Genomic DNA, 21,160 nt, shown 5'->3' on the forward strand with positions numbered 1-21,160 from the left:
CGTCTCCGTAACTCGCGCCCGCACTAAGCCCCGTGGCCGAACGCCCGGGTGAACCGGACGTCGCCCTCGACCAGATCCCGCATGTCGCCCACCCCGTGCCGGAACATCACGGTGCGGTCGATGCCCATGCCGAACGCGAAGCCGGAGTAGACCTCCGGGTCGATGCCACACGCCCGCAGTACCCGAGGATTGACCATGCCGCAGCCACCCCACTCGACCCACTGCGGGCCCTTACGGTGCTCCGGGAACCACACGTCGAACTCGGCCGACGGCTCGGTGAACGGGAAGTAGTGCGGCCGGAACCGGGTCTTCGCACCGGCGCCGAACATGGCGCGGGCGAAGTGGTCGAGGGTGCCGCGCAGGTGCGCCATCGTGATGCCCTTGTCCACCACCAGACCCTCCACCTGGTGGAAGACCGGGGAGTGGGTGGCGTCCAACTCGTCGGTGCGGTAGACCCGGCCGGGAACCACCACGTAGATCGGTGGCTTCCGGCTGAGCATCGTGCGTGCCTGCACCGGCGAGGTGTGCGTACGCAGCACCAGCCCGGAGCCCTCCGGTGCGATGTGGAAGGTGTCCATCAGCCCTCGGGCCGGGTGGTCGACGGGGATGTTCAGCGCGTCGAAGTTGGTCCACTCCAACTCGACCTCGGGCCCCTCGGCCACCTCGTAGCCCATCCCGACGAACAGATCGCTGATCTGCTCCATCAGGACGGTGATCGGGTGCCGGGCGCCGCGCGGGTGCCGGTCGTACGGCAACGTCACGTCGACTCGTTCGGCGACCAGGACCCGCTCGGCCTCCTCCCGTTCCAGCACCTCGGCGCGGGCGGCATACGCCTGCTCGATGGCGCGGCGGGCCTCGTTGACCCGCTTGCCGGCATCGGCCTTGGCGGCCGGCGGCAGCGCGCCGATCTCCCGACGGGCCAACGCGACCGGGGCCCGGTCCCCCAGGTGCGCCGGACGCACCGCGGCCAGCTCATCGGGGTCACCGGCGGCGGCGAACGCCTTCTCGGCCTCGGCCACTGCCTCGGCCAGGGCGGCCGGATCGAGCAGCGCGACCTGCTTCGGGTCGTACGGATCGTTGCGGTAAGTCATGGCGTACGGGCACTCCCTCACGACGGCGCCAGCCCTCGCGGGCGGCAAGTGCGGTGTCCAGGAACGTCGGCGATGTCGCGGGCGAGGTTTCCGGCGGCGACCGGCAAAGCGGATACGGTCGTCGGCTGGGCCCGGCGCGGCCCGGTGAACGTTCTGGACACCGCGCTAGAGTCTACGGACGCGCGGCTGTGCCGCAGCCCGCCGGTGGGAGTCGCGTGGAGAGCAGGTCAGGCCCGCCGCCCGCCGACACCGGCGGGCTGGCTAAACGAACGCCGTGGTGCGTTCACCATCGGGGCCGCATCTCCTCCATCGTGCGCGCATGATCGGGATCAGCGCTGGGCTCTGGCCGAAGAATACAGGCAGACGGCCGCCGCCGCAGCAAGGTTGAGGCTCTCGGCCCGCCCGTGCAGCGGCACCCGGACCCGGGCGTCGGCGGCCTCCGCCAACTCGGCGGGCAGGCCGTGCGCCTCGGATCCGAACAGCCAGGCGGTCGGTGCGGCGAGTCGACCGGCGTCGACCAGCTCGTCGAGGTCGTCCGCGCCATGACCGGTGGCCGCGAGCACGGTCAGCCCGGCGGCCCGCGCCGCGCCGAGCACCGCGACCGGGTCACGGTCGCGGACCACGTCGACGTGGAACAGGCTGCCCGCCGACGACCTGACGCACTTGCCGTTGTACGGGTCGACGGTGTCACCGGCGAAGACCACCGCCGTGGCACCGGCCGCGTCGGCGGTACGCAGCACCGTCCCGGCGTTGCCCGGGTCACGGATCCCGGCGAGCACCGCCACCAGTCGGGGGGTGCGGGACAGCGCGACGTCCAGGGGCACGTCGAGGTGCCGGCAGACGGCGACCAGCCCCTGCGGGGCGACGGTCTCGGCGAGCGCGGCGACGGCGTCGTCGGTCACCTCGGAGACGGGTACGTCGGTGGCGGCGGCGCTCGCCGCCAGGTCGGCGTACCGGTCGAGGGCGGCGGGGGTGCCGAACAGCTCCAGCACGGTGCGGGGACGGGCCAGCGCCTCCCGGACCGCCTGAGGTCCCTCGGCCAGGAACCGGCCGGTGGCGTCGCGCTCGCGGCGACGCTGGAGCCGACGCGCGGCCACCACCCGGGGCGTACGCGGGGTGAAGAGCATGAGGTTCTCCGCCACACGCGCCAGGCGCCCCCCCGGTCACCGAGGGGCGCCTGGATGCGCTGCGTGGGACTCAGGCGGCCTGGGCCGACGCGCCGCCGGTGCCCTCGGCCTGCACCGCGGCCCGGGCCAGCTCGACGATCGCCGCGAACGCGGCGGCGTCGTTGACGGCCAGGTCAGCCAGGATCTTGCGGTCGACCTCGATGCCGGCCAGGCGCAGGCCCTGGATCAGCCGGTTGTAGGTCATCCCGTTGGCGCGGGCACCAGCGTTGATCCGCTGGATCCACAGCTGCCGGAAGTCGCCCTTGCGGTCACGACGGTCCCGGTAGGCGTACTGCATCGAGTGCAGCACCTGCTCCTTGGCCTTGCGGTACAGCCGGGAGCGCTGACCGCGGTAACCACTCGCGGTCTCCAGCAGGGTACGACGCTTCTTCTGGGCGTTAACAGCCCGCTTGACGCGTGCCATCTCAACTCCTTCTTGGACTCAGGTGGCGCGCGTCAGCGGCCGAGCAGCTTCTTGAGGCGCTTGACGTCGGACTTGGCGGCCTCGACCACGCCGGTCAGCCGGCGGGTGCGGGTGGAGGGCTTCTTCTCCAGGTTGTGCCGCAGACCGGCCTGCTGCTTCATGATCTTACCCTTGCCGGTCACGCGGACGCGCTTACCCGTCCCCGTGTGGCTCTTCATCTTCGGCATGTGGAACGTCTTCTCCCCTGTTACTGACCGCTGGTGTCAGCGGTCTTGCCGGTCTCGCCGGCTGCTGCGCTCTCACTGGTCACCGCCGGTTCGGCGGCCGCCGCGGGCTCCTCCGCGGTCCGCTCCCGGGGCCCACCACGGGACGCCGTGGCGGCGACCGCGGAGGCCTTCACGGCCCGGTGCGGAGCGAGAACCATGATCATGTTTCGGCCGTCCTGCTTAGGAGCGGACTCGACGTATCCCAGTTCCGTGATCTCGGACTCGAGCCGGCGCAGGAGCCGGTAGCCCAGCTCCGGGCGGCTCTGCTCGCGACCGCGGAACATGATCGTCACCTTGACCTTGTCGCCGGCCTTGAGGAACCGCACCACGTGACCCTTCTTGGTCTCGTAGTCGTGCGGATCGATCTTCGGCCGGAGCTTCATTTCCTTGATGACGGTCTGCTGCTGGTTACGCCGCGCTTCGCGCGCCTTCAGTGCGCTCTCGTACTTGAACTTGCCGAAGTCCATGAGCTTGCACACCGGCGGGCGCGCCATCGGCGCAACCTCGACCAGGTCCAGATCGACGTCCGCGGCCAGCTGAAGGGCGCGCTCCAGCGGGACGATGCCCACCTGCTCACCCTCGGGGCCGACCAGTCGGACCTCACGTGCCCGGATCTGCTCGTTCACGCGTGGTTCGACGCTGATGGGGCCTCCTCGAGTCGGTTCTTCATGCGTGGCCGACCCTGCGGCTCCCGGTGGGAACCGGCCCGGAAAGTAGAAGGCCCTGGCATATGCCAGGGCCTGCTCGACCGGTCGGCACGATCACAGGATCGCGCATCCGGAGCCGGGACGTGCCCGGAACCGGTGACCGGACCCGGACGCCGCAGTCGGCGACTCGGGTGGGAGCAGGCGCTCCGCTTTCATGGCAGCCCGCGAGAGCGGACAGCCTGGTCGACTCGACAACACTACACCCTCGATGACCGAGGCCCCAAACCGCCCCCGGCGACCGGGACCGCTCAGCGGGCCGCGCGCTCGGCGACGTCGGCCAGGTACGCCTGGTGCAGGCGGCGCAGCGCGCGGACACCGTCGACCGCGAGTTGCTTGTCGGCGGCCTGGAGGGCGACCACCGGCAGCAGGTCGTCGTCGTAGAGCTCCAGGGCCGCCCAGGGGGCGCCCCGGTCGAACCGGACGCCCCGGACGACCTCCCAGGGCAGCTCGTACGAGCCGATGATGTTGCGGACTCGGATGCCCCGGGCGTCGGCGTCGACCCGGGGACGGGTGAACACCAGCGCGCCGAGCGCGAAGATCACGCCGAGCCCGATCATCGCCAGTTGGTCACCACGCTGGAAGGTGCCGTAGCCGTTCCCGGTCGGACCGGTCAGCGTGGTCGCGATCAGGGCGAACACCACGACCAGCACGGGTGCCGCGATCCAGCAGACCAACCGGATGCGGCGCGGTCGCAGGCGGATCTGACTCATCCACCCAGTCTGCCATCCGGACCCGGCGTGCCCTCCGGCGCCACACGGAGCGCGCCGCCGTCGACCTCGGCGGTGGCGGCACGCGGGCCACGCCCGGCGACCAGCACCGCGAGCAGAGTGAACAGGGCACCCGCCAGCACCGGCAACCGGACCCCCGGCCCCTGCGGCAGCAGCAGGTCCAACAGCACCGCGCCGGCGAGTTGCCCGCCGACCAGCGCCAGACCGGTACGCAGCACGCCCGCCGCGCGTACCCCCACCACCAGGCTGGCCACGATCACCACCCCGAGCAGCCCACCGGTGTAGAGGTGCCAGCCGTCCGGCCAGCGGATCGGCGGACCGGTGAACGCGCCGGCCAGCGCCGCGACCAGCAGCACCGCCGGCGTACTGACGACGAAGTTGACCGCGACCCCGGCGGCGGCCGAACCGGCCGCCGAGATCCGGCCGTTGAGCGCCGCCTGCAGAGCCACGCCGATGCCGCCGGCCACCGCCAGCAGGAGCACCCCGACGGCCAGGTCACCGACGGGCTGGCCGAGCTGGGCCAGGCCCACCGCGGCCACCCCGAGCAGCGCCCCGGCCACCCGGGGCGCGGTCAGCGGCAGCCGCCCCACCGGGGCCAGGCCGACCCGGTCCGACGCCAGGCCGCCGAGGCTGCCACCGGCCACCTGGGCGATGGTGAACACCGCGACCCCGAGCACCGGTACGGCGTACGCGGCCAGCACCACGATGGCCGCGCCACCCAACCCACCCAGGTACGACCACCAGGGCAGGCGGGAGCGCCGCAGGGCGGCCAGCCCGGTTCGCATCGACGGCAGTACCAGCAGCCCGAGCAGCACCAGCAGGCAGCCACCGAGGTTGTTGACGACCGCGCCCAGGGAGGCGTTGCCGACCCGCTGGCCCAGTTCCGCGTTGACCGCGCCCTGGGCCGCGGACGCGGTTCCGCCGAGGACGACCAGGGTGAGTGCGACCGCTACCGGCGGCGGCCTCACAGCCGACAGGCGTGGATGTTGGTGACCAGGATCGCGCGGGCACCGACTTCGTACAGCTCGTCCATGATCCGGTGCACGTCGTCGCGGAGCACCATGGCCTGCACGGCCACCCAGCCCTCCCGGTGCAACGGGGAGACCGTCGGCGACTCGATGCCCGGGGTCAGCGCGCTGGCCTGCTCCATCAGCCCGGCCGGCACGTCGTAGGTGAGCATCACGTAACGCCGGGCCACCAGCACCCCGTGCAGCCGGCGCAGCAGCTGCTCGGCCTGCGGGTGCGGGGCCGCGCCGACCCGGCGGACCAGCACCGCCGAGGAGCGCAGCAGGGGCTCACCGAAGACCACCAGGCCCGCCTGGCGCAGGGTCGCCCCGGTCTCGACCACGTCGGCGACCACGTCGGCGACGCCCAGCCGGATGGCGTTCTCCACCGCGCCGTCGAGCCGGATCACCTCGGCCTTGACGCCCAGCTCGGCGAGGTGGCGCTCGACCAGCCCCGGGTACGCGGTGGCGATCCGGTGCCCGCCCAACTCCCGTACGTCGTCGACGTCGTCCGGCCGGGCCGCGAAGCGGAAGGTGGCCCGGCCGAAGTTCAGGTCGACGACCTCCTCGGCCGGCGCGCCGGAGTCGATCAGCAGGTCCCGGCCGGTGATGCCGACGTCCAGGTCACCGGAGCCGACGTAGGTGGCGATGTCCTTCGGGCGCAGGTAGAAGAATTCGATGTCGTTTGCCTCGTCGCGGCAGACGAGGTCCTTGGGGTCGGTGCGCTGGCGGTAGCCCGCCTCACGCAGCATCTGGGCGGCCGAATCGGCCAGGGCGCCCTTGTTGGGTACGGCGACACGCAGCATGACGGAGTGCTCCTTCGATCGGTTCTGGTCGACGGTGGGGGCACTCACAGATGTCGGTAGACGTCCTTGAGGTCGAGACCACTGGCCAGCATCAGCACCTGGACCTGGTAGAGCAGTTGGGAGATCTCCTCGGCGGTGCGCTCCGGCCCCTCGTGCTCGGCGGCCATCCACGACTCGGCCGCCTCCTCGACGACCTTCTTGCCGATGAAGTGCACGCCCTTCTCCAGTGCGGCGACCGTGCCCGAGCCGGGGGTGCCGGCCGCTGCCTTGGCCTGCAACTCCGCGAACAACTCCTCGAACGTCTTCACGGAGACGGATTCTTTCAGTCGCCCTCGGTCGCCACGTGCACCGGGTCGGTGGTGACCGGTGGACGGGACCGCGTTCCCCACCGACATGATGGGATGACCCTTCGATCTCCACCGATGAGGGTCGTACGCTGTCGGCCATGGTCACCACCCCGCGTACCCTCGCTTTCGCCACCGCGGCGACCGTTCTGCTCGCGGCCAGCGCCTGCACACCGCAGGTCCAGCCGGCGCCCATGCCGACCGCGTCGGCGGCGTGCACCAAGGACAGCCTGCCCACCCAGACTGCGGGCAAGCTCACCATCGCCACCGACGAGCCGGCCTACCAGCCGTGGTTCGTCGACGACAAGCCGGACAACGGCAAGGGCTTCGAGTCCGCCGTGGCCTACGCGGTGGCCGAGCGGCTCGGCTACACCCGCGACGAGGTCACCTGGACGCGGGTACGGTTCGACGCCGCGATCGCGCCGGGGCCGAAGGACTTCGACTTCGACATCAACCAGTTCTCGATCACCGACGAGCGCAAGCAGGCGGTCGACTTCTCCGCCCCGTACTACCTCGTGCGGCAGACGGTCATCGCAATGAAGTCCTCCAAGATCGCCGGCAGCGGCGCACTGGCCGACCTGCGGGACGCCCGACTCGGCGCCCAGGTCGGCACGACCAGCTACCAGGCGATCACCGACGTGGTGCAGCCGAAGTCCGAGCCACGGGTCTACAACAGCAACGACGACGCCAAAAAGGCCCTCCAGAACGGCCAGATCGACGGCCTGGTGGTGGACCTGCCCACCGCGTTCTACATCACCAGCGCGGAGATCGACGACGCGGTCATCGTCGGGCAGCTGCCCCAGGTCGGCAGCCCGGAGGCGTTCGGGCTGCTGCTGGACAAGGACTCCCCGCTCACCGGTTGCGTCAGCGCGGCGGTCGGGCAGCTCGCCAGCGAGGGCGTCCTCAGGCAGTTGGAGGAGCAGTGGCTCGCCCAGGAGGCGCGAGCGCCCGAACTGACGTGAGCACCACCGCGCACCAGCCCTCGCCCGCCCAGCTGGCGAGGAACGCGTACCGCCGTCGGCAGACCGTGGTCAGCGTGCTGGTCGCCGCCGCCTCCACGGCGGTGGTCGGCACGCTGCTGGCGGTCACGGTCACCGGAGCACCCGGCTGGGAGCGGGTACGCCAGACCTTCCTCGACCCGCAGGTCGCCTGGGACGCGTTGCCCCGGGTGCTGACCGGGCTCTGGCTCAACGTGCGGCTGCTGGTCTGCTGCGCGATCGGGGCACTGCTGCTGGGGCTGCTGATCGCGGTGCTGCGGACGCTGCGCGGACCGGTCTTCTTCCCGGTCCGGGCCCTCGCGGCCGGTTACACGTACACGTTCCGTGGGCTGCCGCTGATCATCGTGCTCTACCTGTTCGCCTTCGGTGTGCCCGGGTTGCGGCTACAGGGCACACCGTCGGTGCTGGTGCTGGGCGCGCTTGCGTTGATCCTCACCTACGGCGGCTACCTGGCCGAGGTGTTCCGCGCCGGCATCGAGTCGGTGCATCCGAGCCAGCTCGCCGCGGCCCGGTCGCTGGGGCTCAGCTACCGGCAGGCCATGCGACACGTGGTGCTGCCACAGGCCGTGCGTCGGGTGGCGCCACCGCTGCTCAACGACGTGGTGTCGTTGCAGAAGGACGTCGGGCTGATCTCGCTGGCCGGTCCGATCGACGCGGTACGGGCGGCGCAACTGGCCAGCGCGCAGACCTTCAACTACACGCCGTACATCCTGGCCGGCGTGCTCTTCGTCCTGCTCGCGATCCCGCTGATCGCCGTCACCGACCAGGTGACGCTGCGGGCCGCCCGACGCCAGTCCGGAGGTTGACCATGGGTGCGACGTCGGCCCCGGAGGTGCTGCGCTGCCGGGGGCTGCGCAAGGAGTTCGGCGGCCAGGTCGTCCTCGACGGGCTCGACCTGACCGTCGCCGAACATCAGGTGGTGGCGTTGATCGGGGCGTCGGGATCCGGCAAGTCGACCCTGCTGCGCTGCGTCAACCTGCTGGAGGAGTTGCACGACGGCACCATCGCGCTGGACGGTGAGGAGATCTCCGCCCCGGGCGTCGACCCGGATCGGGTACGCCGCCGCATCGGCATGGTCTTCCAGTCGTACAACCTGTTTCCGCACCTGAACGTGCTGGACAACATCACCCTCGCGCCCCGGCGGGTGCACGGGCACTCGCGGGCCGAGGCCGAGCAGCGCGCCCGGGAGCTGCTGGCCCGGGTGGGGCTGGCGGAGAAGGCGGACGCCTACCCGGACCGGCTCTCCGGTGGTCAGCAGCAACGGGTGGCGATCGTCCGGGCGCTGGCCAACTCGCCCCGGCTGCTGCTGCTCGACGAGGTCACCTCGGCGTTGGACCCGGAGCTGGTCGGCGAGGTGTTGACCATGATCCGCGACCTGAAGGCGGAGGGGATGACGATGGTCCTGGCCACCCACGAGATGGGGTTCGCCCGCGACGTGGCCGACCAGGTCTGCTTCCTGGACGCCGGACGGGTGATCGAGTCCGGCCCGCCCGAGCAGGTCCTCGCCGCGCCGACCCACCCCCGCACCCGCCAGTTCCTGGCCCGCATCATCGAGGCGGGTCGGCTGCCCGGTCGACCCTGACGACGCGGATCAGGCGGGTCTGAGCGTCACGGCGATGGTGTCGTCACCGATCTTCATCGGTGTGCCGTCTCGCAGCACCGTGAGGGTGCCGTCGCGCCATCTCTCGACGACCACGTGGCTGGCCGGCGCCTGCGGGAGGATCGTCCAGCCCGTGGCGTCGAGGGCGAGGGCGAGCACGGGAGGATCCTCCGGGACGGTCGTCGTGTCACCCCGGTCCGTGCACTTCCAGGCCCTGGCGAGGGCGTGCAGCCGGCCGTCGGGCGCCCACCACACGTCGGAGTACGCCGCGTAGGGGCCCAGGGTGGCCCCGAGCCCGTCGGCCTCGCGGATCGGCACCGTCGGCGGGTCGAGCCAGGTGCCTCCCGGCCGCACCTGCACCGCCGACCCCTGCGCGCACGCGCCCCCGTGGAAGCCCATCACGATCGCCAGTTTCCCGTCGGGGCCGAGCCTGGCGCGCACCGGCGCGTTGGCCTCGGTCGAGCCGAGCGGGGTGGTCTCGCCGGAGAGCCGCACCTCGTACATGTCCTCCGGGCCACCGGAGGGGGCAACCATGTCGGTGTCGGCGCCCGCCACCAGGACCCGGTCGTCGGCGGCGTCCAGCACCCGCAAGCCGAGAGAGTGGAAGGGCAACTGCGAGGGGATCTTGCTGAGTTCGCCCCGTTCCGCGTCCACGATGCTGAGCCCACGCTGCGAGTCGGCCACCACGACGCGGCTGCCCGGCAGGCCCACCGGATCCTGGCAGTCCGGGCAGGGAATGGTGCGGGCCCGGCCGTCGTGGCCGTCCAAAATCGACAGAGTGCGCTCCGCGCGGTCCGCGCCGGATGCCAGGACCAGGTAGCGCCCGTCGCCGGTCCACGCCATCGAGTCGACGCCACCGGCGAAGTCGCCATCGAGGGTGAAGGTGACGGTGTCACCGGTCACCAGCAGCAGCCGCCCACTGGTGAGGACGGCGTAGGTCTGACCGGAGGCGCTCGGCGTACGCGTCGTCTCGGGAGCCGCGTCGGTGCACGCGGCCAGTGCCAACACCAGGCCCGCGGCGAGGACGCGCCGGATCACACGCACTCGATCTCGCCTCGCAGGAGCGCGCGGTAGTTCTCACCGCTGACGATCGGGGCCAGGTCGTCACTGCACACGGATTCGTACCCGCCGGGAATCACCCAGGCGTGCGTGTCGGTGTCCCGGATGACGTGGCTGGTGCTCTCGAACGGTTTACCGCCCGGGGCGGAGAGGATCTGCTGCGCGCCGCCGACGGAGCCGTCCAGGTAGGTCAGCTGGTAGCGCCACGTGCAGTGCTTCTCGTCGGTCCGGCCGATGAACACCAGCACGAACTTCTCGTTCGGGTCGAGGGTGATGAACTTCTTCGAGAAGTAGTTCGCGATGTCGCCGTCCTCCTCGCCGATGCGGTCGAAGACCGGCCGGGAGGAGTCGATGGTGACCTCGAGATGGGGCTTGTCGCCCTCCCCCTGCCTGCCGAGGTTGACGTAGCCACCCGTCAACGGCACCCCGCACTGGATCTCCACCGGTTTGATGTCGGTGATCACGACAGGCTCGCTTCGATTGCCTTCGAGCGTTACCTGCCAGGCGGTGGCGGCGACGTCGACGGCGTTGTTCTCGGTCGCCCACCGGTGTTCGACCTCCGGGTCCACCAGCCGTCCGTGCACCGGGTCGTACGTCATCGCCTGTTTCAGCGGGCGTGGGTCGGTGCCGGCGGGGACGACGTAGCCGGCTCGGCCGTTGTCGTCCCGCAACCGCTCCATTCCGAGGATCTTGATCGCGTCCTGTCCGGCCAGGGCCTCACCGATGGATTCCGCCGACCGGTGCGCGTTGAGATAGGCGACGAGGATCGTGGTGCCGTACGCGGCGGGCGCCCCGAGGATGACCGCCAACATCCAGGTGAGGGGGTGCCGCCACCATGGCGTCCTCCGCTCCGGTGGCGACACGACGACCGTCGCGGGTGCACGACGCCGTCGCTTTCGGCTCCCCATGGATGGCAGGCTATCGCCGGCCATCCAGTATGGAGCCCGCCTCGTGTTCCCCGCGGTCAGGGCCCACCGTTGCGCGGCCAGCGAGCCGGGCCCTCGGCGCGGTCAGCCGGTGAACCCGACGCGGTGGTTGGCGGCGGCGGTGACCTGGCGGATGGCCAGCGCGGCGTCGAGGGCGGCGACGGTGGAGGACCAGCCCTTGTCCTCGGCGGAGTCGGGCAGCCCGGCACGGTCGCGGGCCTGCTCGATGGTGTCCACCGTGAGCACCCCGTGGGCGACCGGCTTGCCCTCGTCCAGGGCGATCCGGGTCAGCCCGTCGGTGACCGAGCGGCAGACGTAGTCGAAGTGGGCGGTGGCACCGCGGACCACCACGCCGAGGGCGACCACCACGTCGCAGCGTCGGGCCAGGGCCTGCGCCACCACGGGCAGTTCCACCGAGCCGGCCACCCGGGCCACCACCGCCCGCGCGCCGCACGCCTGCGCGGCGGCCACCGCCCGGTCGAGCATGTGGTCGGTCAGGTCACCGTGCCACCGCGCGGCAACCACACCGACGGTCATCCCGGTAGCGTCGACCGGGGTCGATCCCGGCTCACCGAAACCCGCCATCTCTCCTACGCTCCGATCTCTCTGCCGGGCACCGGACGTCCCATCGGCGCCTCGGACACCTCGTCAAGCTGGTCGAGCAGGTGCCCCATCCGGTCCCGCTTGGTCCGCAGGTAACGGACGTTCTCCGGGTGCGGACGCACCGGCAGCCCCTCCCGGCCGGTGATGGTCAGGCCGTAGCCCTCCAGCCCCGCCCGCTTGGCCGGGTTGTTGGTCAACAGCCGCATCGAGCGAACCCCGATGTCGTAGAGGATCTGCGCTCCGGTGCCGTAGTCACGCGCGTCGGCCGGCAGGCCGAGGTCGAGGTTCGCGTCCACCGTGTCGCGGCCCTGGTCCTGCAACTGGTACGCCTGGAGCTTGTGCAGCAGCCCGATGCCGCGTCCCTCGTGGCCGCGCACGTACAGGACCACGCCCCGCCCCTCGCGGGCCACCCGGCTCAGGGCGGCGTTGAGCTGCGGCCCGCAGTCGCAACGCACCGACGAGAAGACGTCGCCGGTCAGGCACTCCGAGTGCACCCGCACCAGCACGTCCCGGCCGTCGCCGATCTCACCCATCACCAACGCCACGTGCTCGGCCGAGTCGTACTCGCTGCGGTAGCCCAGCGCCCGGAACACCCCGTGCTCGGTGGGCATCCGGGCGTCGGCGACCAGCTCGACCTGCTTCTCGGTACGCCGCCGGTAGGCGATCAGATCCGCGATGGTGACCAGGGTCAGCGAGTGCTCGGCACAGAACTTCTCCAGGTCCGGCAGCCGCATCATGGTGCCGTCGTCGTTGACCAGCTCGCAGAGCACCCCGGCCGGACGCAGACCGGCCATCCGGGTCAGGTCGACGGCCGCCTCGGTGTGCCCGGGACGTCGCAGCACCCCACCGGCGCGGGCCCGCAGCGGCACCACGTGCCCCGGGCGGGCCAGGTCCGTCGGGCCGGTGGCCGGGTCGGCGAGCAGCCGGATGGTGTGCGCCCGGTCGGCCGCCGAGATGCCGGTGCTCACCCCCTCCCGGGCGTCGACGGTCACCGTGTACGCCGTCTGCCGTCGATCCTGGTTGGTGTGGTGCATGGGCGGCAGGTCGAGCCGATCGCACTCGCTCTCGGTGAGCGGTACGCAGATGAAGCCCGAGGTGTATCGCACCGTGAAGGCCAGCAGTTCCGGGGTGGCCAGCTCGGCCGCGAAGATCAGGTCGCCCTCGTTCTCCCGGTCGGCGTCGTCCACCACCACGACCGGACGCCCGGCCGCGATCTCGGTCAGGGCCTGCTCGATGTCGGCGAAGGTCATGCCGGCACCTCCGCCCCGTCGACCGTGCGGCCACCCAGCAGCCGTTCCACGTACTTGGCCAGTACGTCGATCTCCAGGTTGACCGGATCACCCACGGACCGGGTGCCGAGCGTGGTCGCCGACAGGGTGGTGGGGATCAGGCCGACGGCGAACCAGTCGGCGGCGACCTCCGCCACGGTCAGCGAGACCCCGTCGACGGTGATCGAGCCCTTCTCCACCACGTAGCGGGACAGCGCGGTGGGCAACCGGAACCGGACCGTCTCCCACCGCTGCGCGGGCTCCCGGGAGAGCAGCTCGCCCACCCCGTCGACGTGCCCCTGCACCAGGTGACCACCGAGGCGGCTGCCCAGCGCGGCGGCGCGTTCCAGGTTGACCCGGTCGCCGGTGCGCAGCGTGCCCAGCGCCGAGCGGCGCAGTGTCTCGCCCATCACGTCGGCGGTGAACACCCCACCGTCGACGTCGACGACGGTCAGGCAGACCCCGTTGACCGCGATCGAGTCGCCGTGTCGCGCGTCGGAGGTGACCAGTGGGCCACGGACCGCTACCAGGGTCGAGTCCTCCGCCGTCGGGGTCACCCCGACGACCTCGCCCAGTTCCTCGACGATGCCGGTGAACATGCCTAGCCCTCCCTCTTCCGGGGCAGCGCGGTGATCCGCAGGTCGGGACCGACCTGCGTAACGTCGGTGAGTTCCAGGTCGATGGCCTCGGTGATGGTGGTCACGCCCGCGTCGACCAGCGCGGCGGGCCCGGCTCCGAGCAGTCGGGGCGCGAGGTAACCGACCACCCGGTCGACCAGGCCGGCGGCGAGGAACGCCCCGGCGAGCCGGGGGCCACCCTCCAGCAGCACGGCCCGGATCCCACGGGCGTGCAGGGCGGCGAGCAGCGCCGGCAGGTCGACGCCGCCGTCCGGGCCGGCGCCCACCTCGTCGGCGGTGGCCACCCAGGTGCGGGCGGCACCGTCGCGCACCCGGGCGTCCTGCGGGGTACGCCCCGTCGAGTCGACCACCACGCGCAGCGGCTGCCGGATGGCCAGGCTGCCGTCGCGCAGGTTGCGCACGGTGAGGCGGGGATCGTCGGCGAGCACCGTGCCGACGCCGACGAGCACCGCGTCGACGGTGGCGCGCAGGGCGTGCACGTCCATCCGGGCCGCCTCGGAGGTGATCCACATGCTGGTGCCGTCGGCTGCCGCGGAACGGCCGTCCATGGTCGCCGCGTACTTCCAGATCACGTACGGCCAGCCCCGGCGCATCGCGGTCAGCCAGGCCACGTTGCCCTGCTCCGCCTCGGTGCGGCGGACACCCACGTCGACCCGGACGCCGGCGGCCCGCAACGTGGCCGCGCCGCCGGTGGCGACCGGGTTGGGGTCCGGTACCGCGATCACGACCCGGGCCACTCCCGCCTGGACCAGCGCGGTGCTACAGGGGTTGGTGCGGCCGACGTGGTCACAGGGTTCCAGGGTGACCACTGCGGTGCCGCCCTTGGCCCGCTGACCGGCCTGGGCCAGCGCGACGATCTCGGCGTGTGGTCCCCCGGCGTACGCGTGGAAGCCCTCGCCGACGACCTCGCCGTCGACGTCGAGCAGCACGCAGCCGACCACGGGGTTGGGACTGGTGGTGCCGAGCCCGCGCGCCGCGAGTTCGATCGCGCGACGCATCGCCTCGTCCACGGAGACGCTCGCCATCGCCTGCCGTCGCCCTCTCGCTCGTACGCGCGGGCGGGGAGTCGGGCCGGGTGGCCACGGCAGGCGACGGAACGCGGGTACGGCACGGCCGCCCCGGCGAGGGACGTGCCCACGCCGGATCCCGGCGAGCCACACGACCCGTTCCGCCCCGCGCGCTGTCTCCCATCCGGACTGTCTGGGCGCGGCCGAGCCGCCCCCAACCGTCGGCCCCGGATTCTCACCAGGTCCACCGGGCGGACGAACCGCTCCCGGGTCGCGGGCTTACCACGGTCGGACCGTGGATCACCGCCGGTTCGGAATTACACCGAGTCCCGCCAGCGCGTGGTGGGTACTGAGCAAAGTCTTACACGTCCGGCGGGGCGTCGTGCCACCCGGGCGAGCTACTTCACATGACGGCGACCGGGATCGGACACGCCGCGACGGCGATCCACCGCCACGTACGAGCCGGGTTGACTCTTCGCCACGGTCTTCATCTCGGAGGCGACGGTCATCGCCTCCAACGGGTCGGTGATGCGCTTGTCGGAGTCGGAGATCGCGACACCGATGGAGAGGGTGACCAGCGCGGCCCGGCGGATGTTGCCCCGCCGGTCCTTCAGCTCCACGTAACCGCGTTCCCGGTCGGTGGGATCGTAGAGGGCGTCGGCGGCCTTCTCGAAGTCCACCGACACGCGCAGGGTGAGCGGCCGCACCTGCTCGGGTGTGCACACGAAGACGAAGTCGTCACCGCCGACGTGGCCGAGGAAGGCCGGTGGCAGGGCGACCGCGACCACCGCCCGGTGCAGGCTGCGGGCCAGCGCGGAGATGAAGCCGTCCCCCCGGACGAACCCGTACCGGTCGTTGACGCTCTTGAACCGGTCGATGTCGATGTAGCCGACGGCGTAGTCGGTGCCGGCGCGGACCCGGTCGGCGATCTCCCGCCGGATCCGGCTGTTGCCCGGCAGCCCGGTCAGCGGGGAGACCTCCCGGAACTCCTTGTTGCGCCGCAGCGTGGAGCTGACCCGGGCGACCAGCTCGGCGTTGTCGAAGGGCTTGACCAGGTAGTCGTCGGCGCCGGCGTTGAGCCCGTTGACCTTGTCCTGGGTCATCCCCTTGGCCGTCAGCATGATCACCGGCAGCGCCGCGGTCATCGGGTCGGCACGCAGCCGCCGGGTCAACTCCAGCCCGTCCACCCGGGGCATCATCAGGTCGACCACGGCCAGGTCCGGCCGCTGCCGCTCGATCAGCTCCAGCGCCTCCTGGCCGTCCGCCGCGAGGATCACCTCGAAGCCCTGCAAGCGCAGGTTGAACTCGACGAAGCGGGCGATGTCCTCGTCGTCGTCGACGACGAGGATCACGTCCTTGCGATCGTCGGCGGTGTCCACGTCAGTGCCCGGTAGCCGCGCGCTCGGCCAGCCCGCGCAGCCGGCGTACCGCCTCGGCCGGGTCGTCGGCGCCGTAGACGGCGGTGCCGGCCACGAAGGCGTCGGCACCCGCCTCGGCCGCCTGCTCGATGGTGTCGGCGGCGATCCCGCCGTCGACCTCGATGCGCAACTCCAGGTGGCCGGCGTCGACGTGCCGCCGCGCGGTGCGGACCTTGTCCAGCAGGTGCGGCAGGAACCGCTGCCCGCCGAACCCGGCCTTGATGGTCATCACCAGCAGGGTGTCGAAGCTCGGCAACAGGTCGAGGTACGGCTCGATCGGCGTGTCCCGGTCGATCGCCAGCCCCGCCCGGGCACCGGCCGCCCGCAGATCCCGGGCCAACGCCACCGGGTCGTCGCACGCCTCGGCGTGGAAGGTGACGTTGTACGCCCCCGCGTCGGCGTAACCGGGCGCCCACCGGTGTGGATCGTTGATCATCAGATGGACGTCGAACGGCAGCTTGGTGGCGGCCCGCAGGCTCTGCACCACGGGCAGCCCGATGGTCAGGTTCGGCACGAAGTGGTTGTCCATCACGTCGACGTGCAACCAGTCCGCGGCGCCCTCGACGGCGCGGACCTCCTCGGCGAGACGGGAGAAATCGGCGGCGAGGATGCTGGGCGCGACGATTGGCGGCGGTACGGTCACAGGGCCAGTGTACGAACGCGGCCAGCGGCCATGGCGTCGTGCCAGCAACCGGGACACCCCGTGACCCGGAGGTGACCAATGGTGCAGAATGACCCCCTTCGGACCGGTGAAACGGAACGAAGCTCAACTTCGGCTGGCCAGACGACCGATTCGCGGCAACACTCCATCGGGGACGGTGACGGTATCGTGCAGGCCGGTGGGCGCGGGAGCCGGCAGCCGGGCGGCGGCTCCCGGAAAGGGCGGACGATGCGACGGTGGCTCGCGGCACTGGGGCTGGCCAGTACCGCTGCGATGATGCTCAGCGGTTGCGTACGGCCGGGCGGGACAGACGGCGATCTCACCGACGACTGGCAGACGATGCGGGCACCGACCATGTTCGTGCCGGCCACCGACGCCTGCCTGCCCCGGATCACCTCGGTCGTCCAGGCCAGCACGTACGAGACGGTGGACTGCGCCCGCAGCCACCTCGCCGAGACGGTCCACGTCGGCACGTTCACCGACGCCGCCGCCGAGGGCAACCGCCCCGAACCGGGGTCGGCGGCGTTGCGTACCGCCCGGGCCGAGTGCGACCAGCGGGCCCGGCTGGTGCTCGGCGGTGACTGGCACACCGCCCGGTTGACCCTCAACATCGCCCTGCCGTCGGTGCCCGCCTGGAACAGCGGCGCCCGGTGGTTCCGGTGCGACCTGAGCGAGACCGACAGCATCGACAACACCCGGCCGGTCAACCGCACCGGCAGCCTGCGCGGCGCCCTGATCGGTGACTCACCGCTGGTGCACCGCTGCTTCGACCCGAAGCTCATCGGCGACAGCCTGAACTACATGGCCCCGGTGCTCTGCACCGAGCCGCACGGCGCCGAGTTCGTCGGCGTCTACGTCGAGCGGGACATGAGCTGGGAGCAGTTCAGCGCCTCCGCCGGACAGGCCCACAAGCGCTGCATGGAGCTGATCGCCGCCTTCGCCGACGTACCCAACAACGCCGACCTGCCCTACCGGGCCGGTTCCATCTTCTACCCGCCGTCGCAGCGGGAGTGGGAGGAGGGCGACCGGGGCGTGCGGTGCATCCTGTGGAGCGACGACCGCAAACTGACCGGGTCGATGCGTGGCGTGGGCCCGAAGGGACTGCCCGTCACCTGAGCGCGGTGAGCCAAACGTCCCGGGCAGCGCCGGAGCCCGGTGCCGTATGCTCCCGCTTCGAAATCGGGAGCGGGAGGTCGACTGTGATGCGGCGATGGGTGACCGGGGTCGCGCTGGGCGTCGTGACGGCGCTGGCGGCGACCGGCTGCACCAGGCCGGCCGGCATCGACGGCGATCTGGTCGACGACTGGGCGTCGATGGCGGTGCCCACGGTGTTCACCCCCGACGACGGCGTCTGCCACGGGCAGCCGCAGGAGGTCGGCTACCTCAGCGCGTACGCCCCGGTCGACTGCGCCGAACCGCACCGGGCCGAGACGCTGCACGTCGGAGCCTTCACCGAGACCGCCGGGGCCCGACCACCGACGGTCGGCAGCAAGGCGATGCGCACCGCGTACAGCGAATGCGACCGGCAGGCCCGCACCACGCTGGGCGGCGACTGGCGTGCCGCCCGCATCGGCCTCACCGTCGTCCTGCCCTCACCGCGGGCATGGACCGGCGGCGCCCGCTGGTTCCGCTGCGATGTGCACGAGTTGCGCGCCCTCGACACCCCGGTGCCGGTACGCCGTACCGCCAGCCTGGCCGGTGAACTCGACGGCTCGTCGGCGTTGCGGCACGGCTGCTTCAACGCCCGCACCGAGGGCGACGAGGTGATCGAGATGGTCGCCGTCGGGTGCACCAAGCGGCACCGGGCCGAGTTCGTGGGCCTCTGGCAGGCGCCGAAGAGCAGCTGGTCGGAACTCCTCGCGAAGCCGGAGCGGGTCCACCGTGGCTGCCGCAGCACCATCGCCCGCTACGCCAAGGTGCCCGACGACGGCAATCTCCAGTACCGGGTCGGCACGATCTTCTACCACCCCTCGGAAGGCGAGTGGCGCAGCGGCAACCGGTCGGTCCAGTGTTTCCTCTGGATCAGCAACCGCACCCTCACCCGGTCGGTGAAGGGCGCCGGTACCCGGGCACTACCGATCAACTGACCCGACCGGCGCCGGGGTCAGGTGCGGCGCAGCAGGGCCAGGAACATGGCGTCGGTGCCGTGCCGGTGCGGCCACAACTGCACCGTCGGGCCGTCGCCCAGGCCGGGCATCCCGGCCGGCAACACCGTACGCGCGTCGACGAAGTCGACCGGGACTCCGCTGCGACGGGCCGCCTCGGTCACCGTCACGTGGGTCTCCACGGTGTGCGGCGAGCAGGTCACGTAGGCCACCAGCCCGCCCGGGCGGGCCGCCCGCAGCCCGGCGACGAGCAGCTCACGCTGCAACCGGGTCAGCGCCGACAGGTCCGACGGCTGTCGGCGCCAGCGCGACTCCGGCCGACGGCGCAGCGAACCGAGCCCGGTGCAGGGCGCGTCGACCAGCACCCGGTCGAAGTGCTGCTCCGGCAGCTTCGCCTCGGTGCCGACCAGCCGGCCGTCGGTGTTCAGCACGGTCACCGGCAGCCCTCGGGTGGCGTTCGCGACCAGCCGGGCCCGGTGCTCGGCGATCTCCACGGCGGTCAGCCGTGCGTCCCGTTGCGCGGCCAGCGCCCCGAGCAGACCCGACTTGCCGCCCGGCCCGGCGCACAGGTCGAGCCACCGGCCGTCGGGGCCGTCCACCGGTGCCGACGCGAGCGCGTTCGCCACCAGTTGGGAACCCTCGTCCTGGACGTGGGCTCGCCCGTCCGCCACCGCCGCCAGGTCACCGGGCGCACCACCGGCCAGGTATACCGCGTACGGCGAGAAGGCGCCGGGCGCGCCACCCACCTCGTCGGCGAGGTCGACCGGGTCGACCAGACCGGGGCGGGCGCACAGGTGCACCGGAGGACGCTCGTTGTCCTCGATCAGCAGGCGGGTGGTCTCGCCCAGGTCACCGCCGAGCGCCTCGTTGAACGCCCGCACGATCCATTCCGGATGGCTGTAGGTCAGTGCGAGGTGCCCGACCGGGTCCTGTTCGATCGGTGGCGCGAGCCGGGACACCCACCCGTCGACGTCGCGGGTGGCGACCTCGCGCAGCACCGCGTTGGCGAACCCGGTGGCACCCTGGCCCACCGCGCGGACCAGGTCGACGGTGGAGGAGACCGCCGCGTGCGCCGGCACCCGGGTGTGCAGCAGTTGGTACGCGCCGATGCGCAACGCGTCGCGGACCGGTGGGTCGATCCGCTGCACGTCCCGCCCGGCCGCGGCGGTGAGGATGGCGTCGAGCGTGCCCAGGTGCCGCAGGGTGCCGTAGGTCAGTTCGGTGGCGAAGGCGGCGTCCCGCCCGGTCAGCCCCGAGTCACTCAGGATCGACGGCAGCACCAGGTTGGCGTACGCGTCGTCGCGGTGCACCGCCGCGACGGCCTCGTACGCCGCGTAACGGGCCCGGTCGACCACCGGTCGCCCGGGGCGGGATCCGCGTCGCTCCGCGCCGCCACGGGCGGTGGTCTCTCTCACACGAACTCCTCGCCGGCACCGACCCGGGCACCACGTGCCCAGTCGGTCGCCGCCATGGCCCGCTTGCCGGCCGCGCGTACCTCGCCGAGGCGGACCGGCACGGTGGCCGTGCCGGCCAGCACCCGGTCCTTGGACACCATCAGCTCACCGGGTTTCAGCGGCTGCGCGTCGGGCGCCGGGGTGACCGGGCCGAGCTTCACCCGATCGCCCCGGAAGGTCGTCCACGGCCCGGGGGCGGGCGTGCACGCGCGGATCCGTCGGTCCACCGCGAAGGCGGGGTCGCCCCAGCGCACCCGGGCGTCCTCGACGGTCAGCTTCGGCGCGAGGCTCACCCCGTCGGCGGGCTGCGGTTGCGCCCTCGCGGTGCCGTCGGCCAACGCGTCCAGCACCGCCACCAGCAGCCCGGCACCGCTGTGCGCCAACCGCTCCAGCAGGTCACCGGAGGTGTCGGTGGGACGGATCTCGTCGGTGACCGTGCCGTAGACCGGACCGGTGTCCAGCCCCTCCTCCAGTTGGAAGACGCTGGCGCCGGTCACCTCGTCGCCGTGCAGCACGGCGTGCTGCACCGGCGCGGCTCCCCGCCACGCCGGCAGCAGCGAGAAGTGCAGGTTCACCCAGCCGTGCCGGGGGATCTCCAGCGCGACCGGCGGCACCAGCGCGCCGTAGGCGACCACCGGCACGCAGTCCGGAGCCAGCTCGCGCAGCCGGTCCAGGAACTCCGGCTCACGCGGACGCGCCGGGGTCAACACCTCGATGCCCCGCTCGTCGGCCCACGCGCCGACCGGGGAACGGACCAGACCCCGACCGCGCCCGGCGGGCGCGTCCGGACGGGTGACCACGGCGATCACCTCGTGCTGGGACTCGGCCACGGCGGACAGGGCCGGAACAGCGACGGCCGGCGTACCGGCGAAGATCACGCGCATCGG

Annotated in this window: 24 protein-coding genes and 1 riboswitch; of the genes, 5 read left to right on the forward strand and 19 right to left on the reverse strand. The window is 72.1% G+C overall.

Going from position 1 to position 21,160, the window contains the following annotated elements; all coding sequences use genetic code 11:
* Positions 1–23 precede the first annotated feature (23 nt).
* The 9 genes from pheS to ACLQ2S_RS22750 all read right to left on the reverse strand — a co-directional run bounded on the left by pheS (position 24) and on the right by ACLQ2S_RS22750 (position 6,500).
* Entirely contained in the window at positions 24–1,091 is a 1,068-nt protein-coding gene (gene pheS / locus ACLQ2S_RS22710) for a phenylalanine--tRNA ligase subunit alpha (RefSeq protein ID WP_155218041.1), read from the reverse strand.
* A gap of 329 nt (positions 1,092–1,420) precedes the next feature.
* Entirely contained in the window at positions 1,421–2,218 is a 798-nt protein-coding gene (locus ACLQ2S_RS22715; RefSeq protein ID WP_425702758.1) for a TrmH family RNA methyltransferase, read from the reverse strand.
* A 70-nt stretch (positions 2,219–2,288) separates the two neighbouring features.
* A complete protein-coding gene (gene rplT, locus ACLQ2S_RS22720) occupies positions 2,289–2,681 on the reverse strand; it encodes a 50S ribosomal protein L20 (RefSeq protein WP_155218039.1) in 393 nt (130 codons plus the stop codon).
* 32 nt (positions 2,682–2,713) lie between these two features.
* Complete coding sequence (gene rpmI / locus ACLQ2S_RS22725; RefSeq protein ID WP_013732809.1) at positions 2,714–2,908, reverse strand: 50S ribosomal protein L35; 195 nt, start codon at positions 2,906–2,908, stop codon at positions 2,714–2,716.
* Positions 2,909–2,928: 20 nt separating this feature from the next.
* Positions 2,929–3,573: a translation initiation factor IF-3 gene (gene infC, locus ACLQ2S_RS22730; protein ID WP_309223256.1), complete on the reverse strand. Its 645-nt coding sequence runs from the start codon at positions 3,571–3,573 to the stop codon at positions 2,929–2,931.
* Positions 3,574–3,902: 329 nt separating this feature from the next.
* The gene (locus tag ACLQ2S_RS22735; RefSeq protein WP_155218037.1) at positions 3,903–4,364 is read right to left on the reverse strand and encodes a PH domain-containing protein; all 462 of its coding nucleotides are present in this window, start codon (positions 4,362–4,364) and stop codon (positions 3,903–3,905) included.
* Positions 4,361–5,350, reverse strand: a complete 990-nt coding sequence (locus ACLQ2S_RS22740) for a DMT family transporter (RefSeq protein WP_425702724.1) — start codon at positions 5,348–5,350, stop codon at positions 4,361–4,363. The genes ACLQ2S_RS22735 and ACLQ2S_RS22740 overlap by 4 nt, the downstream gene beginning before the upstream one ends.
* Complete coding sequence (hisG, locus tag ACLQ2S_RS22745) at positions 5,347–6,192, reverse strand: ATP phosphoribosyltransferase (protein WP_425702726.1); 846 nt, start codon at positions 6,190–6,192, stop codon at positions 5,347–5,349. Before hisG ends, ACLQ2S_RS22740 begins: the two co-directional genes overlap by 4 nt.
* A gap of 44 nt (positions 6,193–6,236) precedes the next feature.
* The gene (locus tag ACLQ2S_RS22750) at positions 6,237–6,500 is read right to left on the reverse strand and encodes a phosphoribosyl-ATP diphosphatase (RefSeq protein WP_088947482.1); all 264 of its coding nucleotides are present in this window, start codon (positions 6,498–6,500) and stop codon (positions 6,237–6,239) included.
* A 137-nt stretch (positions 6,501–6,637) separates the two neighbouring features.
* Here ACLQ2S_RS22750 and ACLQ2S_RS22755 point away from each other — a divergent pair, with 137 nt between their 5' ends.
* Genes ACLQ2S_RS22755 through ACLQ2S_RS22765 form a run of 3 tightly spaced genes read left to right on the forward strand, consistent with a single transcriptional unit; the run spans position 6,638 to position 9,116 of the window.
* Positions 6,638–7,498, forward strand: coding sequence for an ABC transporter substrate-binding protein (locus ACLQ2S_RS22755; RefSeq protein ID WP_155218031.1), 861 nt, complete (start codon positions 6,638–6,640; stop codon positions 7,496–7,498).
* Positions 7,495–8,340, forward strand: coding sequence for an amino acid ABC transporter permease (locus ACLQ2S_RS22760; RefSeq protein WP_309223254.1), 846 nt, complete (start codon positions 7,495–7,497; stop codon positions 8,338–8,340). The genes ACLQ2S_RS22755 and ACLQ2S_RS22760 overlap by 4 nt, the downstream gene beginning before the upstream one ends.
* 2 nt (positions 8,341–8,342) lie before the next feature.
* The gene (locus ACLQ2S_RS22765; protein WP_155218029.1) at positions 8,343–9,116 is read left to right on the forward strand and encodes an amino acid ABC transporter ATP-binding protein; all 774 of its coding nucleotides are present in this window, start codon (positions 8,343–8,345) and stop codon (positions 9,114–9,116) included.
* Positions 9,117–9,125: 9 nt separating this feature from the next.
* Here the strand turns inward: ACLQ2S_RS22765 and ACLQ2S_RS22770 are convergent, their stop codons facing one another.
* The 8 genes from ACLQ2S_RS22770 to rpe all read right to left on the reverse strand — a co-directional run bounded on the left by ACLQ2S_RS22770 (position 9,126) and on the right by rpe (position 16,696).
* Positions 9,126–10,172 carry a hypothetical protein gene (locus ACLQ2S_RS22770; protein WP_425702729.1) on the reverse strand — a complete coding sequence of 349 codons (1,047 nt, stop codon included), beginning with the start codon at positions 10,170–10,172 and terminating at the stop codon, positions 9,126–9,128.
* Positions 10,169–11,005, reverse strand: a complete 837-nt coding sequence (locus tag ACLQ2S_RS22775) for a hypothetical protein (protein WP_155218025.1) — start codon at positions 11,003–11,005, stop codon at positions 10,169–10,171. The genes ACLQ2S_RS22770 and ACLQ2S_RS22775 overlap by 4 nt, the downstream gene beginning before the upstream one ends.
* Positions 11,006–11,203: 198 nt before the next feature.
* The gene (gene ribH / locus ACLQ2S_RS22780; RefSeq protein ID WP_155218023.1) at positions 11,204–11,704 is read right to left on the reverse strand and encodes a 6,7-dimethyl-8-ribityllumazine synthase; all 501 of its coding nucleotides are present in this window, start codon (positions 11,702–11,704) and stop codon (positions 11,204–11,206) included.
* A 5-nt stretch (positions 11,705–11,709) separates the two neighbouring features.
* Positions 11,710–12,972 (reverse strand): bifunctional 3,4-dihydroxy-2-butanone-4-phosphate synthase/GTP cyclohydrolase II, encoded by a 1,263-nt coding sequence (locus ACLQ2S_RS22785; protein ID WP_155218021.1) that lies wholly within the window; start codon positions 12,970–12,972, stop codon positions 11,710–11,712.
* Positions 12,969–13,589, reverse strand: coding sequence for a riboflavin synthase (locus ACLQ2S_RS22790; protein WP_425702732.1), 621 nt, complete (start codon positions 13,587–13,589; stop codon positions 12,969–12,971). The genes ACLQ2S_RS22785 and ACLQ2S_RS22790 overlap by 4 nt, the downstream gene beginning before the upstream one ends.
* Positions 13,590–13,591: 2 nt before the next feature.
* Entirely contained in the window at positions 13,592–14,653 is a 1,062-nt protein-coding gene (gene ribD, locus ACLQ2S_RS22795) for a bifunctional diaminohydroxyphosphoribosylaminopyrimidine deaminase/5-amino-6-(5-phosphoribosylamino)uracil reductase RibD (RefSeq protein ID WP_155218017.1), read from the reverse strand.
* A 150-nt stretch (positions 14,654–14,803) separates the two neighbouring features.
* A riboswitch (FMN riboswitch) is annotated at positions 14,804–14,976 on the reverse strand.
* Between the two features lie 57 nt (positions 14,977–15,033).
* The gene (locus ACLQ2S_RS22800; RefSeq protein ID WP_425702734.1) at positions 15,034–16,122 is read right to left on the reverse strand and encodes a GGDEF domain-containing response regulator; all 1,089 of its coding nucleotides are present in this window, start codon (positions 16,120–16,122) and stop codon (positions 15,034–15,036) included.
* Positions 16,016–16,696 carry a ribulose-phosphate 3-epimerase gene (gene rpe / locus ACLQ2S_RS22805; protein ID WP_425702736.1) on the reverse strand — a complete coding sequence of 227 codons (681 nt, stop codon included), beginning with the start codon at positions 16,694–16,696 and terminating at the stop codon, positions 16,016–16,018. Before rpe ends, ACLQ2S_RS22800 begins: the two co-directional genes overlap by 107 nt.
* A gap of 246 nt (positions 16,697–16,942) precedes the next feature.
* Here rpe and ACLQ2S_RS22810 point away from each other — a divergent pair, with 246 nt between their 5' ends.
* Positions 16,943–17,830, forward strand: coding sequence for a septum formation family protein (locus ACLQ2S_RS22810; protein WP_155218013.1), 888 nt, complete (start codon positions 16,943–16,945; stop codon positions 17,828–17,830).
* Positions 17,831–17,916: 86 nt separating this feature from the next.
* A complete protein-coding gene (locus tag ACLQ2S_RS22815; protein WP_155218011.1) occupies positions 17,917–18,801 on the forward strand; it encodes a septum formation family protein in 885 nt (294 codons plus the stop codon).
* A 17-nt stretch (positions 18,802–18,818) separates the two neighbouring features.
* Here the strand turns inward: ACLQ2S_RS22815 and ACLQ2S_RS22820 are convergent, their stop codons facing one another.
* Positions 18,819–20,276, reverse strand: a complete 1,458-nt coding sequence (locus tag ACLQ2S_RS22820) for an RsmB/NOP family class I SAM-dependent RNA methyltransferase (protein WP_155218009.1) — start codon at positions 20,274–20,276, stop codon at positions 18,819–18,821.
* Positions 20,231–21,157, reverse strand: coding sequence for a methionyl-tRNA formyltransferase (fmt, locus tag ACLQ2S_RS22825; protein WP_155218007.1), 927 nt, complete (start codon positions 21,155–21,157; stop codon positions 20,231–20,233). Before fmt ends, ACLQ2S_RS22820 begins: the two co-directional genes overlap by 46 nt.
* Positions 21,158–21,160: the final 3 nt, after the last annotated feature.

Origin of the sequence: Micromonospora sp. DT48, assembly GCF_049844495.1 — a bacterium.
Taxonomy (GTDB): domain Bacteria; phylum Actinomycetota; class Actinomycetes; order Mycobacteriales; family Micromonosporaceae; genus Micromonospora.